Below are 15,479 nucleotides of genomic sequence, written 5' to 3'. Positions count from 1 at the left end.
GCCAATTTCCGGTAACTGTACAAAAATACAGGCATCGGAAACTGCCGGAGCCCCGTCATGAAACTCACCCCGCGTCAGCAGGAAATCCTCGATTTCATCAAGAACACCGTCGAGGTGCTCGGGGCGCCGCCGACCCGCGCCGAAATCGCCACCGCTTTCGGCTTCGCCTCGGCCAACGCTGCCGAAGACCACCTCAAGGCACTGGCCAAGAAGGGCGCGATCAACCTCGAACCCGGCTCGGCGCGCGGCATCCGCCTGGTCGAGCAACTCGGCCTGCCGCTGATCGGCAGCGTCGCCGCCGGCTCGCCCATCCTCGCCGTCGAGAACGTGCAGGGGCGTTACAACTTCGACGCCGGCCTGTTCAATCCGCGCGCCGATTTTCTGCTCAAGGTGCGCGGCCTGTCGATGATCGACGCCGGCATCTTCGACGGCGACCTGATCGCCGTGCATAAGACGAATCAGGCGCGCGACGGCGAGATCGTCGTCGCCCGCATCGACGAGGAAGTCACCGTCAAGCGCCTGGAACGCGGCAAGAACCAGATCCGCCTGATCGCCGAAAACCCGGATTTCGAGCCCATCGTGATCAACCCGGGCGAAGTTGAATTCGCCATCGAGGGTGTCGCTGTCGGGCTGATCCGCGGAGCCATTTCGAAACTCTCATGAGCGCGCAGCCGTCGCCGGTGAGTTTGGCGGCGGTCCTGGCGCGCGGCGACATCTGGCGCGGCGATGCCTTGCCCGGCCTGGCGGCCGGCACCATCGCCAGCGGTTACGCCGAACTCGACGCCGAACTGCCGGGCGGCGGCTGGCCGCGCGGCAATCTCACCGAAATCCTGGTTGACCGTGGCGGCATCGGCGAAATCAGCCTGCTGCTGCCGGCGCTGGCCCGCTTGTCGGGCGAGGGCGGTTGCCTGGCCCTGGTTGCACCGCCCTGGCTGCCGCATGCGCCGGCCTGGGCCGCGGCCGGCGTGGCGCCGGAGCGCCTGCTGGTGATCCGGCCGGGCAAGCAGTTGGCCTGGTGTGTCGAGCAATTGCTCAGATGCGGCGGCTTCGCCGGGCTGCTCGCCTGGCCGGACGCCAGCATCGATGCCCGGGCGCTGCGCCGCCTGCAGGTGGCGGCCGAAGGGCAGTCGGTTTTTGCCGTTTTGTGGCGGTCGACCGTGGACGCTGCAACCCCGTCGCCGGCACCTTTGCGTCTGACGCTGGCCGCCGGTGCCGACCGGCTGGCGCTGCGCATCCTCAAGCGGCGCGGCCGGCCGGCGTCGCGTCTGTTGCAGGTCGAGATCCCCCGACCGGGAAGGAAAACACGTGTTGTGGCTGGCCCTGCATTTTCCGCAGCTGACGCTGGAAGCACTGCCGCTGCGGCAGTCGCCTAGCGTCGTCACGGCGCGCGGCCGGGTTCTGGCCGCCGATCCTGTTGCCGCAGCGGCCGGCATTTTGCCCGGCCACAAGCTGTCGACCGCACTCGGCCTGCTGCCCGGGCTGCGCGCCTGCGAGCGCGATCCGGCACGCGAAGCCCGGGCGCTCGCCGATCTTGCCTGCTGGTCCGGGCGTTTCACGCCGACCGTCAGCCTGGCGCCGCCGGCCGGGCTGTTGCTCGAAATCGGCGGCTGTCGCCGGCTGTTCGGCGGTATCGAAGCGATTGTCGCGGCCGTGCTTGATGGCTGCCGGATACAGGGTTGGAGTGTGGACTGGGCGGTCGCACCGACGCCGCTCGGCGCCCGCTGGCTGGCGCGTGCCGGCGCGGCGGCCTGCTACGAGAGCCTGGCCGCGCTGCAGGCGGCGCTGGCCGATTTACCGTGTGCCGTACCCGACTGGCCGGCCGAGGTCGTCGCCCGGCTCGACGCTTTCGGCCTGCGTCGTCTCGGCGAACTGAGCGCACAGCCGGCCGGCGGCTTGCGCCGGCGGATCGGCAACGGCCCGGTCGACGACCTGCTGCGCGCCTGCGGCGAACTGCCCGATCCGCAGCGCGCCTTCGTCTTTCCCGAGCGTTTCGCCGCCGGGCTGGAACTGCCGTCGCGCGTCGAATTCGCCGAAGGTCTGGCCTTCGCCGCGCAGCGTCTGTTTGCCGCGCTGGCCGGCTGGCTGCAGGTGCGCCAGTCGCTGCTGCGCGTCGGCACGCTGCAGCTGACTCACGACGACGGCTCGAGCAGCGCGCTGCCGCTGCGTTTCGGCGAACCCTGCGCCGACGAAGGCCGCTTCATGCGCCTGTTGCGCGAGCATCTGAGTCGCCTGCAGTTGGTGGCGCCGGTCGAGGCACTCAGCCTGATGGCCGACGAGCTCGTCGCCCGGCCCGACGCCAGCGCTGGCCTGTTCGAGCAGGCGGTGCAGGGCGAGGGTGCGGCCGCCTGCATCGAACGCCTGCGCGCCCGGCTCGGCGACGACGCCGTGCGCAGCCTGGCGCTGCATGCCGACCACCGGCCGGAATGCGCCAGCCGTAGCGACGACCCGGCCGGCATTTTTGCCGCCAAAACCGCGTCGACCGCAACATTCGGCAAGCCGCGCCCGCTCTGGCTGCTGCCGGCACCGCAGCCGCTGGCCGAACGTGTCGACGGCCCGCACTGGCACGGTCCGCTGCAACTCGTCACCCGCGGCGAACGGCTGGAAAGCGGCTGGTGGGACAGCGGTGAGCAGTCTGCCGTCGGCGACCTGCGCCGCGACTACTTCGTCGCCCGTACCGGCGAAGGGCAGTGGGCGTGGATCTTTCGCGACGCGCAGGGCTGGTTCCTGCACGGCCTGTTCGCCTGAGTCCTGGATGTAACCTGCGCTCGATACTGTTTGTCATTTTGCTGAAAACCCTTGTGGCAGTGCTTTGTTGCACCGAGGCGTTGTTCTTTTGGAAATCTCAAGGGCATAATTATGACGTGGAACAATATTTCTGGAGTCGTAATGTCCCTTCTGATCCGGCGTTACCTTGTTGTCTTTTTTTTGTTTTCAGCCTTGCCCGCAGTGCTATCGCCCGCATTAGCGCAATCGAAAAATCGTGCTCCAGGGTTTTCCGATTTGGCCAAGGAGGCCAGCATTCTAGTGATGACGCCCGATGTTGAGCTTTATTCAATATCGGCCGGTGGCGTGATCGAGCCGAAAGCGGACTGGACGGAATCTGCCCAGCGACACCTCCAGGCTTCGCTACAGACGCGGATGACAGGTTCTCAACTGAAAGTCCAGTTTTTGCCCGAGGAGGATGGCGATGCGTTTGCCGAGATCAGCGCCCTGCATGCCGCAGTTGCTCAGTCGATAGCTCTGCATCACCTGTCTGGTGGAAACCTCAAGTTGCCAACCAAGAACGATCAAATGGACTGGTCACTGGGAGATGCTGTCACCCCGATTCGTCAGAAACACGGGGCAGATTATGCGTTGTTCGTATGGTTTCGTGACAGTTATGCCAGTAGTGAACGCAAGGCAGCAATGTTCGCAATGGCTTTGCTGGGTATCGGTATCAGCGGTGGAATACAGGTCGGCTATGCATCACTGGTTGATCTCAAAAACGGCCAGGTTCTCTGGTTCAACCGCTTGCTGCGGGGGACAGGGGACTTGCGCGAGCAGGCGCCGGCTACTGAAACCGTTAATGCCCTGTTAAATGATTTTCCTGCCGTGGCTGCACGATGAAGCGTCGTCAGTGGTTGCACATGGGTTGTGCCGTCTGCGCCAGTCTGGCGGCTGGCGGCTTACTGGCCCAAGGTGACCTTGATTATGCGCCGCCTGAGCGTCTGGCCCGCCCAGATGCAGCAAGCGATGAAGGCGGCCTTTGGGCAATGATGGACCGGGAAGAAAAAAACCTGCGTCGCAGTGGGCTTCTCCTGCGCGACGAACAACTCAACCGCTACATCCAGTCGCTGGCTTGCAGCCTAGCGGGCGAGCATTGCGGGGATATTCGCGTTTATCTTGTGCGCACTCCCCAGTTCAATGCCAGCATGGCACCTAACGGCTCCATGCAGATCTGGTCCGGTTTGCTGCTGAGGGTGGCCAACGAAGCCCAGTTGGCAGCTGTCATTGGACATGAGGTGGGGCATTACCTGCAGCGGCATTCGCTGGCGCGCTTGCGTGATATCCGTGACAAGGCCGCCTTGGGCCAGGTGCTTGGTCTATTCGGGATTGCCGGTCTGGTCGGCCAGGTGGCCCTGAACGCGACCGCATTTGCCTATCAGCGTGACCATGAGCGTGAAGCTGACAGGATCGGTGCTGTTCTGATGCATCGCGCTGGCTACAGCGTCGAAGAGTCAGCCAAGGTCTGGGATGGCATGCTCCAGGAAATGCGTGCTCGTGACGGGGATGGTGCCACGGTCAGTCCCTTGTTTGCCACACATCCACCCACACCCGAGCGGCGGGATTCCCTGTCCGCAATTGCCGCCCTGTTACCGGGTGGCAGCGCCGGCACGGAAAGCTATCTCACCCGGGTATCGCCCTTTCTCGATGACTGGTGTGAGGATGAAGTCAAGCGACATCAGTTTTCTGAGAGTGTTGCCTTGTTCAGTCGCCTGATGGTGGCCTCGCCGGTAGCTGGCTTGATGCAGTGTTATCGGGCGGAAGCCTACCGCTTGCGTGGTGCTGATGGCGATGACGAGCGGGCGCTTTCCGACTACCGACTGGCGACTCGGGATGGCGCTCCACTTGCCAAGGCTTACCGGGGTATCGGCTTGATCGAGCGCCAGCGTCATCGAAATTCGGAAGCGGCGCAGGCTTTTCGTCGGTATCTCGAACTTTCTCCCGGCGCGCCCGATGCCGGTTTGATTAGATCCTATCTGGAGTCAGCATGAAGTATCTCATTGTCATGGTAGCCGTCGTGGTGCTTGCCGGTTGCGGTAGCGTCCGCAAGGTGGAAACGGGCACCAACAAGGTTGGCGAACGCTTTTCCATGCAGCTTGAGGGGCCCTGGAACCATGTTGATTTTCCTGGCATAAAGCCGGGGCAGCTATGGACAATGGAGGGGATCACCGTCGACGAATTGATCATCTATGCCGGCATCAAGGATGGGCAGGTGATGCATCCTGATAATGCCGCACAAACGAAGAAACAGAACGTGGTGTTCCGTCGCGACATGCCGACTGAAAAAATCGTTTCGATGTTCGAAAGTGTGATGACCCGGGACGATTCGGTGTTCAAGTTGCTGCGCATCGAACCGAGCAGTTTTGCTGGCAGGAAAGGTTTCCTGTTCGAGTTCGAGCGGATTCGCCGGAACGATAACCTGCGCCAGTTGGGCTTCGGTTACGGTGCAGTCGATGATGGGGAGCTTTTTGCTCTGGTGTATGTTGCCCCGGCGTTGACTTTTTTCCCTCGGCATCAGGCTCGTGTTGAGGCGATCGCTCATTCGGCTCTGATCAGCCCGCCGGTTGGCGCCGCGGCACCGGTTGCCATATTGCCGCCGCCTGTACGAGTCAGCATTGGCATGCCTGGACAGCGTCTCCCTGCCGTATCGACTGCTGCTCGAGCGGTGGCGATTCCGGAGCCCAAGTAGCAGTTCATCTCGATTGGCTCGTCCCCCAAGGAGTCGTCGGGGCGGCGTGAGTGATCTAGAATAACTGGTTTTAAATACAGTTGTTCTGGTGTTCATTGCTGCATCAAGCTCACACCCTTCCCGACTACGCCGAGCTGCACTGCCTGTCCAACTTCAGCTTCCTGCGCGGTGCCTCGCACCCGGAGGAACTGGCGGCGCAGGCGGTGGCGCAGGGCTATGCGGCGCTGGCGCTGACCGACGAGTGCTCGCTGGCCGGCGTGGTGCGCGTGCATCAGGCGTTCCGGGCGCTGGAAAAATCGGCGGATTTGACGGTCGACCGTGAAAACGGGGCAAAAATGCCGCGCCTGTTGATCGGCAGCGAGATGCGCACGGTCGACGGCCTGAAACTGGTCTTTCTGGCGCAGAACCGGGAGGGTTACGGCAACCTGTCGGCGCTGATCACGCTTGCCCGGCGGCGGGCGGAGAAGGGCGCCTACACGCTGCAGCGCCATGACCTGAACGCCATCTCGCCGAACGGCGCGCTGCCCGACTGCCTGGTGCTATGGGTGCCCGAGGCGACGCCCTCGGTCGCCGACGGGCGCTGGCTGGCCGAACGTTTTCCCGGGCGTTGCTGGATCGCTGTCGAACTGCACGCCGGCCCGGACGACGCGGCCAGGCTCGCCGACCTGCAGGCGCTCGGCGCCGCCTGCGGCCTGCCGCTGGTGGCGGCCGGCGACGTGCACATGCATGTGCGGGCGCGGCGGCCGGTGCAGGATGTGCTGACCGCGCTGCGCCTGAAGACCTCGGTGTTCGACGCCGGCCACGCGCTGTTCCCGAACGGCGAGCGCCACCTGCGCTCGCGTCTGCGGCTGGCACGGCTGTATCCGCCCGAACTGCTGGCCGAGACACTGCGCATCGCGGAAAAATGCACGTTTTCGCTCGACGAGTTGCGCTACGAATACCCGGAGGAAATCGTCCCCGCCGGCCACACGCCGACCTCCTGGCTGCGCCACGAAACCGAGGCCGGGCTGCGCCGGCGCTATCCGGCGGGCGTGCCGGACGCGGTGCGCGAGCGCATCGAACACGAACTGCGACTGATTGCGGAGTTGAGCTACGAAGCCTATTTCCTGACCGTCTACGACATCGTCTGCTTCGCCCGCGGCGCCGGCATCCTCTGCCAGGGGCGCGGGTCGGCGGCGAACTCGACGGTCTGTTTCGCGCTCGGCGTCACCGAGGTCGACCCGGCGCGCTCGGCGATGCTGTTCGAGCGCTTCGTCTCCAAGGAGCGCGGCGAGCCGCCCGACATCGATGTCGATTTCGAGCACGAGCGGCGTGACGAGGTCATCGCCTACATCTACGAAAAATACGGCCGCGAGCGCACGGCGCTGGCCGCCGCCGTCATCACTTACCGGACCAAGGGCGCGCTGCGCGACGCCGGCCGCGCGCTCGGCTTCGACATCGCCCGCATCGACGCGCTGACCGCCTCGCTCGCCTGGTGGGACAAACGCGAGCAGATGCCGGAACGCTTCGCCGAGCAGGGGCTGGACCCGGCGTCGCCGCGCGTCGCCAAGTGGCTGTGGCTGGCCGAGCAGTTGCGCGGCTTTCCCCGCCACCTGACCCAGCACGTCGGCGGCTTCGTCATGTCGCGCGGGCCGCTGGCGCGGCTGGTACCGGTCGAGAATACGGCGATGGCCGAGCGCACGGTGATCCAGTGGGACAAGGATGACCTCGATGCGGTTGGGTTGATGAAGGTCGACGTGCTGGCGCTCGGCATGCTGTCGGCGCTGCGCCGGATGCTGGCGATTATTGGCGAATCTTGCGGTCGACCGCAGAATTTGAGCGAAATCCCCGAAGGCGACGCGGCGACCTACGACATGCTCGGCCGCGCCGACAGCATGGGCGTCTTCCAGGTCGAATCGCGGGCGCAGATGAGCATGCTGCCGCGCCTGAAACCGCGCAACTACTACGACCTGGTGATCGAGGTCTCGCTGGTGCGCCCCGGGCCGATCCAGGGCGACATGGTCCATCCCTACCTGAAACGGCGCCAGGGCAAGGAGCGTATCGAGCAGATCACGCCGGCCATCGACGCGGTGCTGGCGCGCACCTGCGGCGTGCCGATCTTCCAGGAACAGGTGATGCAACTGGCCATCGTCGCCGCCGGCTTCACGCCCGGCGAGGCCGACGAATTGCGGCGGGCGATGGCGGCCTGGCGGCGTAAAGGCAATCTCGCCCGCTACCAGGACAAGCTGCGCGCCGGCATGGCGCGCAACGGCGTGCCGGCCGCCTTCATCGAGCGTATCGTCGCCCAGATCCAGGGCTTCGGCGAATACGGCTTCCCCGAATCGCACGCCGCCAGCTTCGCGCTGCTGGTCTATGCCTCGGCCTGGATCAAGCGCCATCATCCGGCAGCCTTCCTCTGCGGCCTGCTCAACAGCCAGCCGATGGGCTTCTACTCGCCGTCGATGCTGATCCAGGACGCCCGCCGCCACGGCGTCAGCGTGCTGCCGGCCGATGTCACGGCCAGCGACTGGGACAGCCGTATCGACGAGGGTGGCGCGGTGCGCCTCGGCCTGCGCGAGATCAAGGGGCTGCGCCGTGAAATTGCCTTGAATATTGCGGTCGACCGTCAGATCCGGCCATTTTCCGATGTTGCCGACCTCGCCGCGCGCTGCGCCCTGGGCAGGCGCGAACTCGACCTGCTCGCCGCCGCCGATGCCTTGCGCAGCCTCGCCGGCCATCGCCGCCAGGCCGCCTGGCAGGTCGCCGACAGCGGCCGGCGGGCGGTGCAGGGCGACCTCTTCGCCGGCCTGCCGGCACCGGAAGCAGCGGTCGAGCTGGCGGCGCCGACGCTGGCCGACAACCTGGTCGCCGATTACCGCCAGCTCGGCCACAGCCTGCGCCCGCACCCGCTGACCCTGCTGCGCGAACATCTCGCAGCGCGGCGCTTCCTCAGTGCCGGTGAACTGGCGCAACGCGGCGACCGCGCGCTGGTCCGCGTTGCCGGCATCGTCACCGGCCGTCAGCGGCCGGGCACGGCGACCGGCATCGTCTTCGTCACGCTGGAGGATGAAACCGGCTGGACCAACGTCGTCGTCAAGCCGGCGCTGGTCGAGAAACAGCGGCGCGAACTGCTGAGCGCGCCGCTGCTCGGGGTCTATGGACAGCTGCAGGCGAGCGACGGCGTCGTCCATCTGGTCGCCCAGCGCCTGGTCGACCTGTCGGCCTGGCTGGGGCGGCTGGAGACCTCCAGCCGCGATTTCCACTAGGCCGCCGGCCGGCGCAGCAGCAGGTGGTTGACGATGAAGCCGAGGACCGCTTCGCCGCGCTGGTTGACCGCCTGGTAGCGGAAGCGGGCGATGCCGCGGTCGGGCTTGGATTTCGACGGGCGCAGTTCGAGCACTTCGATGCAGGTGTGCAGCGTGTCGCCCGGGCGTACCGGCGCCAGCCAGCGCAGCTCGTCGATGCCCGGCGAGCCGAGGCTGGATTCGGCCAGTTCGCCGCGCTGGATGAACAGCCGGAAACACAGCGCCAGCGTCTGGAAACCGCTGGCGATCAGGCCGCCGTAGGGCGAGCGTTCGGCGGCGCCGCTGTCGAGGTGGAAGGGCTGGGGATCGTAGCGCCAGGCGAAATCGATGATTTCGGCCTCGGTCAGCGTGATGCCGCCGGTGGTGAAGGTCTGGCCGGGGGTGAAGTCGTCGAGGAATTTTCCGTGCATCGTGTTTCGCTCCGCGGGCTGAAAAGGCTCGATGATAGCGCTCAGGCCAGCGCCTGTTCGATCGCCGTCACCAGCATCGCCGGGTCTTCGGCGCCGGGGACGACAATGCGCCGGTCAACGACGAAGGTCGGTACGGCGCGCACGCCCCAGTCGCGTGCTTCGCGCTCGAGTTTGCGCACTTGCTCGGCGTCGGTATCTGAAGCCAGGTAGGCGGCAACCGCGGCCCGGTCGTAGCCGCATGCGGCGGCAATGTCGGCGAGTATGGCCGGGTCGCCGACGTGCTCGCCGCGCTGGAACTGCCCGACGAAGATCCGTTCGACCAGCGCCCGTGCATCGCCACGCTGCTGGGCCCAGTGGATCAGCCGGTGCGCGGCGAGGGTGTTGGCGCGCAGCTGGATCGCCTCGAACCGGTAGTCGATGCCCCAGGCGGCTCCGGCTTCGCGGACGCGCTGGAAAAGCGCCTCGACGGCGGTGCTGCCACCGAATTTCTGCTCGAGGAAGGGGCGGTAGGGTTCGCCTTCGGGCGGCGTGTCCGGGTTCAGGAAGAAGGGCCGCCAGCGCGTCTCGACGACCAGTCCGGGGTGGCGGTCGCGCAGTGTTTCCAGGGCCCGGTCGAGGCGGCGCAGGCCGATGAAGCACCAGGGGCAGACGACGTCGGAAACGATTTCAAGCAGCAGGCGGGTCGGGGTGTCGGTGGTCATCGGAAGGGTCGCGGCGTGCCGGATTTGACAGGGGTGGCGGAGAGGTTCTGCCAGTTCTGACAGGTTGCCCCTTGTTTCGTTCCCCCGGCGTGGCGGCGGCGCGCCTGCCGGTCGCCGGGGAATCGCCATTCTACGGGGCTTGCCGGGCGGTGTGGGCAGCTGGGCATGCTTATTGCGCCGGCATGGGCGCTTGACCCGGCACTTTCCAACAATTCGAGGGAGAACAGCAATGGCGTGGAATCTACTTCTCACATCCGACATCGGCCTGCTCAGCTTGTTCACGATCCTGTTCATGATCGTGATGGCCATCTACATCGGCCGCTACGCAGCCAAGCAGGTGGACAAGGAAGCGCACAACCCGGGCCCGGGGGCCCGCCCGGGCGCCCACTGAGGGCGCTGGCGCAGGCAGATCGATCGCCGGCCGAGGCCGGCGATTTTCGTTTACGCGGCAAGTATTCCGGCCGGCAGGGCGGGTTCGGCGAAGCCCTCGCTGCCGGCTTCGGCTTGTCCCGGGGCGGCGCTCAGGCGCAAGGGCACGACGCCGGCCCAGACCGGGATGCCAAGGTCGTCGGCGGCGTCCTCGACGCCCCAGTTGCGGATCTTCGCCGCTGCTTCGTCAAGGCTCAGGCGCAGCACCGCCGTCCCGGCGACTTCGGCCGGACTGGCCGGGCGCACCAGCGCCGAGCGCCCCGGACTGACGTGGTCGACGAAGGCGGCAAGCACGGTTTTCTTCTCTTCCGGGTCGTCGACCGTGACAAAGCGCCCATAGACGACCACCGAGCGGAAATTCATCGAGTGGTGGAAGGCCGAGCGGGCAAGCACCAGTCCGTCGAGGTGGGCGATGCAGACCGAACAGTCGCTGCCGGTCAGCGTTCCGGTCAGCCGCGAATTGCTGGCGCCGTGGATGTACAGGTGACGACCGACGCGCCAGCAGGCGGTCGGCAGGCAATGCACGCTGCCGCCTTCGGCAAAGGCGATCTGGCAGATCAGCGCCGCATCGACGATGGCGGCAATGGTGGCGAAATCGTAATGGCCGCGCTGCGGCTTGCGACGGATCCGGGTTCTCGGGCTGGGCGGGCGGGCTGGCATGGGTTTCTCCTGAAAAAGTCCGCCCAGCATAGCTGGCCTGTGGCACCATCGATGGTGCCACAAAACCGGTTATTCATGGAGCCAGATGGCACTCGACCTCCTTCTCGACGAACTGCGCCGACCCGCTGCTGGCGAAGCACGCCAGCAGCGGCTGTACCGCCTGCTCAAGCAGGCCATCGTCGACGGCCGCCTCGGCGCCGGTCTGCGCCTGCCGGCCAGCCGGCGCCTGGCGGGCGATCTCGCGATGGCGCGCAACGGCGTGCTGTACGCCTATCAGCAACTGCTCGCCGAAGGGTTCCTGGTCGCCGACCGTGGCGGTACGCGCGTCGCCAGGCTGCCGGCGGCACCGACACTGCCGTTGTCGCTGCCGGCTGCCGGCGTCCTGTCGCAACGCGCTGCGGCGCTGTCGGCCAGCGCCCGCGGCGAGCCGACGCTGCCGTTCGCGCCCGGCGTTCCCGACCTCAACGCCTTTCCCTGGTCGCTCTGGTCGCGCCTGCTGCAGGAGGCCTGGCGGGCGGTCGGTGCCCGTCACCTGGCCTATGCCGAGGTCGGCGGCGAACCGGCGCTGCGCCAGGCTGTCGCCAATTTCCTCGGTGCCCGCCGAGGTGTCGCCTGCACGGCGGCGCAGGTCTTCATCCTGCCCGGTGCCCAGGCGGCGCTCGACGCCTGCGCCCGCCTGCTGGCCGATCCCGGCGACATTGCCTGGGTCGAGGCGCCGGGCTATCCGGTCGCCCGCAACACGCTGCTCGCCGCCGGGCTGACGGTGCAGTCGGTGCCGGTGGACGGGCAGGGCATGGCGGCACCGGATGCGCTGTGGCGGGAAAGGCCGCCGCGCCTGCTGCACCTGACGCCGTCGCACCAGTATCCGGGCGGCAGCGTGCTGGCGCTCGAACGGCGGCTGGCTTTCCTGGCCCGCCTGGTACCCGGAGAACACTGGCTGATCGAGGACGACTACGACAGCGAGTTCAACCACGCCCGGCCGCTGCCGGCGATCCAGGGGCTGCGTCCGGAAGCGCCGGTGGTCTACCTCGGCACCTTCAGCAAGCTGCTTTATCCCGGCCTGCGCATCGCCTACCTGGTGCTGCCGCGCTGGGCCGTCGACAGTTTCGGGCAGGCGCTCGGCGAACTTCATCGCGGCGGCCAGGCGGTCGAACAGCGGGCGCTGGCGCGCTTTCTCGACAGCGGCCGGCTGACCCGCCATCTGCGGGCGATGGCCCCGGTCTACCGGGCGCGCCAGCAGGTTTTGCGGGCGGCGCTGAACCGGCATTTCCCCGGCGCCAGCATCGCCGGCGGCGACGCCGGCCTGCATCTGGTGCTGCATCTGCCGGGGCGGGCGCCGGATACGGCGATCGTCGCCGCGGCAGCCGGGCAGGGCGTCGCGGCGAGTGCGCTCAGCCGCTACAGCAGCGACGGCGGCGACAACGGCCTGGTGCTCGGCTACGGCGCCGCGATCATTCCCGAACTGGTTCGTCGCCTGGCTGTTGCCACCGCTCGGGCGGAAGTGGCATGAGGTTTGCAGTACAGGCTGCAACTTCATTGCCCGAGAGCCAAGTGCCATGTTCGTTCAAGCCGTCAATCCGTGGTCCAGCGTCATTTCCCCGGTATCTTCGTCGTTCCGCAGCACGCCACCGGCGGCAAGCGCTGCCCCGGCGCCGGCAAATGCTGCCGGCACGGTGAGCATCTCGCAGTCGGCCCGCGACCGTCTGGCGGCCGAAGGCACGACGGCCGCGGCGACGCGCACGGCGAGCTTCGATACCAACCAGGGAACGGTCGACATCGATATCGAAGCCTATTTCCAGCCACCGGCCGGCGGGTTCACCGAACTGCCGCCGTTGCTGATGCCGTCGCCGGCCAACATCCAGGCGCTGAGCAACTACGTTTCGCAGAAGATGCCGGCCTTCCTCGCCGCCAACGGCATTCCGGCGGCGCCGGCGAGCGTCAGCTACGACCGCCAGGGACAGATCCAGCTGCCGGCCGACTATCCTTACGCCGAACAGTTCAAGGCGGCGCTGGCCAAGGAACCGGCGCTCGAGCGCAGCATGCAGAGCGCTGCCGCGCTGACCTCCCACTATGTCGAATTGCAGAAGGCGATGCCGTTCCACGAGGAATACGCCGCGGCCGGATCGTCCGCCGAAGCGGCGGCGGTGGTTGCCAAGTATGCCTGGCTGTTCGCTGAAAACCGTCCGGCCGCGCAGATCTCGCTGCAGTTTTCCGCCACCGGCAGCATGAGCCTGAACGCCGACGGCGCTGCCGTCGTCTGGCCGAGCGCCTGAGCGGCTGGCACAATGCGCGCATGTCGCGCCGCCACTTCCTGCATGCCCTTTCCGCCAGCGCCCTGATTGCCGCCGCGCCACGTGCGGCGCTGGCCACTGCCGATTTCGGCGCCCGCCTGGCTGCCCTCGAGGCAGCCGTCGGCGGTCGTCTCGGTGTTTTCATCATCGATACCGCCAGCGGCGCCAGCGTCGGCTACCGTGCCGACGAGCGCTTCATGCTGCTCAGTTCGTTCAAGGCGCTTGCCGGTGCCTGCGTGCTGCAGCGTGTCGACGCCGGGCGCGAGCGTCTTGATCGGCGCATCGTCTTCGACCGTTCGGTCCTGCTGCCGTGGTCGCCGGTGACCGAGAAATTTGCCGACGGTCGGGGCATGACCGTCGGCGAGCTGTGCGCGGCGACCATCGCCACCAGCGACAACGCTGCCGCCAACCTGATCCTCGACAGCCTCGGCGGACCGGCGGCGCTGACCGCCTTCCTGCGCGGCAGCGGCGACGACGTCAGCCGGCTCGACCGGCGCGAACCCGAGCTGAACCAGCCTGCTGCCGATCCCGCGTTCGACACGACGACACCCCGGGCGATGGCCGCGACGCTGCAGCGGCTGCTGCTTGGCGACGTGCTCTCGCCGGCGTCGCGCCGGCAGTTGCAGGACTGGCTGCTCGCCTGCGCCACCGGCGAGCGCCGGCTCAAGGCCGGCCTGCCGGTCGGCTGGCGAATCGGCGACAAGACCGGCAGCAGCCGCAGCGACGCCAACGATGTCGGCATCGTCTGGCCACCCGGTCGGCCGCCGCTGCTGGTCGCCGCCTACCTGAGCGGCAGCCCGGCCGAACCGGCGGCACGCGAGGCCTGTCTGGCCGCCGTCGGAAAAATCCTGGCCGATCTCGCGGCAAATAGCTGACAAATTCAGTCGAGTATTCTAGAATTCACCCCCTTTCAATAGGGAGATAGCAGCCCATGTTCCGGCACTTGCGTGAGGATATCCGCGCGGTCTTCGATCGCGACCCGGCAGCCCGCTCGTTCTGGGAAGTGCTGACCTGTTATCCGGGCATCCACGCGCTGATCCTGCACCGCATCGCCCACTGGCTGTGGGGCCACCGCCTGCGCTGGCTGGCGCGGTTCACCGCGCACCTGTCGCGCTTCTTCACCGGCATCGAGATTCATCCGGGCGCCAGCATCGGCCGCCGCTTCTTCATCGACCATGGCATGGGCGTCGTCATCGGCGAGACCGCCGAGATCGGCGACGACGTCACCCTCTACCATGGTGTCACCCTCGGCGGCACCTCGTGGAACAAGGGCAAGCGCCATCCGACGCTGGCCGATGGCGTGGTCGTCGGCGCCGGCGCCAAGGTGCTCGGTCCGATCGTCATCGCCGCCGGCGCCAAGGTCGGTTCGAATGCAGTGGTGACCAAGCCGGTACCGGCCGGGGCCACCGCGGTCGGCAATCCGGCCCGGATCATCGACGCGCAGACCCGTGAGCGCGAGGCGCAGGCCGAAAAGCTGGGCTTTTCCGCCTATGCCGTCGCCCGCGACCAGGACGATCCGCTGGCCAAGGCCATCCATGGCCTGCTCGATCACGCCACCGAAACCGACCGGCGCCTGGCTTCGCTGCTGAGCCTGCTCGAGGCGCAAGGCGTCAAGTGCGACAAGGCGGTGCAGGCAGCCGACGATTTCGACCCGAAATACCTGAGCAAAATAGTTGACTGATTTTGTCTGCTTTTATATAGTTGACCGCAACACTAGGTTATTGATCGGGAGACCGAAATGCGTTTGACCACCAAAGGACGTTTTGCCGTTACCGCGATGATGGATCTCGCCCTGCGCGGCGAGGAAGGGCCGGTTGCCCTGGCCGGCGTTGCCGAGCGGCAGAGCATCTCGCTGTCCTACCTCGAGCAGCTGTTCGGCAAGCTGCGCCGCTACAAGCTGGTCGATTCGGTGCGCGGTCCCGGCGGCGGCTACCGCATCGCCCGGCCGCTCGAGCGGGTCACCGTCGCCGACATCATCCGTGCCGTCGACGAGCATCTCGATGCGACCCAGTGCGGCGGCCAGGAAAACTGTCAGGACGAACACCGCTGCATGACCCACGATCTGTGGTCGACGCTCAACGCCAAGATGTTCGAATACCTTGCCTCGGTGACGCTGGCCGATCTGGTCGGCCGCGAAAAGGCCAAGAACGGCCTGCGCGGCGAGGCGGTCATTGCCGACCAGCGTCCGCTCGGCCCGCATCCGCGTCGCGCGGTCCGCGAGAAGGTGGCGGCGACCGTCTGAGACCCGCGCC

16 protein-coding genes are annotated in these 15,479 nt (G+C 67.0%); 13 read left to right on the top strand and 3 right to left on the bottom strand.

Annotated elements, in window-relative coordinates; genetic code table 11:
* Window positions 1–57 precede the first annotated feature (57 nt).
* From lexA to DFR40_RS03775, 7 genes are all read left to right on the top strand, one after another.
* Window positions 58–663, top strand: a complete 606-nt coding sequence (gene lexA / locus DFR40_RS03805; RefSeq protein WP_028995681.1) for a transcriptional repressor LexA — start codon at window positions 58–60, stop codon at window positions 661–663.
* Entirely contained in the window at window positions 660–1,373 is a 714-nt protein-coding gene (gene imuA, locus DFR40_RS03800) for a translesion DNA synthesis-associated protein ImuA (protein ID WP_121457146.1), read from the top strand. The genes lexA and imuA overlap by 4 nt, the downstream gene beginning before the upstream one ends.
* Window positions 1,306–2,745 carry a Y-family DNA polymerase gene (locus tag DFR40_RS03795; RefSeq protein WP_121457145.1) on the top strand — a complete coding sequence of 480 codons (1,440 nt, stop codon included), beginning with the start codon at window positions 1,306–1,308 and terminating at the stop codon, window positions 2,743–2,745. The genes imuA and DFR40_RS03795 overlap by 68 nt, the downstream gene beginning before the upstream one ends.
* A gap of 141 nt (window positions 2,746–2,886) precedes the next feature.
* Window positions 2,887–3,606, top strand: coding sequence for a DUF4136 domain-containing protein (locus DFR40_RS03790; RefSeq protein ID WP_147431280.1), 720 nt, complete (start codon window positions 2,887–2,889; stop codon window positions 3,604–3,606).
* Window positions 3,603–4,754, top strand: a complete 1,152-nt coding sequence (locus tag DFR40_RS03785; protein WP_121457143.1) for a M48 family metallopeptidase — start codon at window positions 3,603–3,605, stop codon at window positions 4,752–4,754. Before DFR40_RS03790 ends, DFR40_RS03785 begins: the two co-directional genes overlap by 4 nt.
* A complete protein-coding gene (locus DFR40_RS03780; protein ID WP_121457142.1) occupies window positions 4,751–5,452 on the top strand; it encodes a hypothetical protein in 702 nt (233 codons plus the stop codon). The genes DFR40_RS03785 and DFR40_RS03780 overlap by 4 nt, the downstream gene beginning before the upstream one ends.
* A gap of 95 nt (window positions 5,453–5,547) precedes the next feature.
* Entirely contained in the window at window positions 5,548–8,697 is a 3,150-nt protein-coding gene (locus DFR40_RS03775; protein ID WP_211329717.1) for an error-prone DNA polymerase, read from the top strand.
* Here the strand turns inward: DFR40_RS03775 and DFR40_RS03770 are convergent.
* Window positions 8,694–9,146 carry a MaoC family dehydratase gene (locus DFR40_RS03770; RefSeq protein WP_121457141.1) on the bottom strand — a complete coding sequence of 151 codons (453 nt, stop codon included), beginning with the start codon at window positions 9,144–9,146 and terminating at the stop codon, window positions 8,694–8,696. The genes DFR40_RS03775 and DFR40_RS03770 overlap by 4 nt on opposite strands.
* A 41-nt stretch (window positions 9,147–9,187) precedes the next feature.
* Window positions 9,188–9,847 (bottom strand): DsbA family oxidoreductase, encoded by a 660-nt coding sequence (locus DFR40_RS03765; protein WP_121457140.1) that lies wholly within the window; start codon window positions 9,845–9,847, stop codon window positions 9,188–9,190.
* 229 nt (window positions 9,848–10,076) lie between these two features.
* Between DFR40_RS03765 and DFR40_RS03760 the strand changes: the two genes are divergently transcribed.
* On the top strand, window positions 10,077–10,238 hold the full coding sequence (locus DFR40_RS03760; RefSeq protein ID WP_121457139.1) for a DUF3149 domain-containing protein: 162 nt from the start codon (window positions 10,077–10,079) through the stop codon (window positions 10,236–10,238).
* Between the two features lie 50 nt (window positions 10,239–10,288).
* Here DFR40_RS03760 and DFR40_RS03755 read toward each other — a convergent pair whose 3' ends face one another.
* Window positions 10,289–10,936, bottom strand: a complete 648-nt coding sequence (locus DFR40_RS03755) for a pyridoxamine 5'-phosphate oxidase family protein (protein ID WP_170160150.1) — start codon at window positions 10,934–10,936, stop codon at window positions 10,289–10,291.
* An 85-nt stretch (window positions 10,937–11,021) separates the two neighbouring features.
* On the opposite strand from DFR40_RS03755, the gene pdxR reads away from it, so the two are divergent.
* Genes pdxR through DFR40_RS03730 form a run of 5 tightly spaced genes read left to right on the top strand, consistent with a single transcriptional unit; the run spans window position 11,022 to window position 15,469 of the window.
* Complete coding sequence (gene pdxR / locus DFR40_RS03750) at window positions 11,022–12,446, top strand: MocR-like pyridoxine biosynthesis transcription factor PdxR (RefSeq protein ID WP_121457137.1); 1,425 nt, start codon at window positions 11,022–11,024, stop codon at window positions 12,444–12,446.
* Window positions 12,447–12,492: 46 nt separating this feature from the next.
* Window positions 12,493–13,209 (top strand): hypothetical protein, encoded by a 717-nt coding sequence (locus DFR40_RS03745; protein ID WP_147431279.1) that lies wholly within the window; start codon window positions 12,493–12,495, stop codon window positions 13,207–13,209.
* Window positions 13,210–13,229: 20 nt separating this feature from the next.
* Entirely contained in the window at window positions 13,230–14,102 is an 873-nt protein-coding gene (gene bla, locus DFR40_RS03740) for a class A beta-lactamase (RefSeq protein ID WP_121457135.1), read from the top strand.
* A 56-nt stretch (window positions 14,103–14,158) separates the two neighbouring features.
* Window positions 14,159–14,908: a serine O-acetyltransferase gene (cysE, locus tag DFR40_RS03735; RefSeq protein ID WP_121457134.1), complete on the top strand. Its 750-nt coding sequence runs from the start codon at window positions 14,159–14,161 to the stop codon at window positions 14,906–14,908.
* A gap of 57 nt (window positions 14,909–14,965) precedes the next feature.
* Window positions 14,966–15,469 carry an Rrf2 family transcriptional regulator gene (locus DFR40_RS03730; RefSeq protein WP_121457133.1) on the top strand — a complete coding sequence of 168 codons (504 nt, stop codon included), beginning with the start codon at window positions 14,966–14,968 and terminating at the stop codon, window positions 15,467–15,469.
* Window positions 15,470–15,479: the final 10 nt, after the last annotated feature.

This window comes from Azonexus fungiphilus (genome assembly GCF_003634965.1).
In the GTDB taxonomy this organism is placed as follows: Bacteria; Pseudomonadota; Gammaproteobacteria; order Burkholderiales; family Rhodocyclaceae; genus Azonexus; species Azonexus fungiphilus.
The sequence above is the reverse complement of the archived record's forward strand: the minus strand, read 5'-3'. Positions and strand labels throughout refer to the sequence as shown.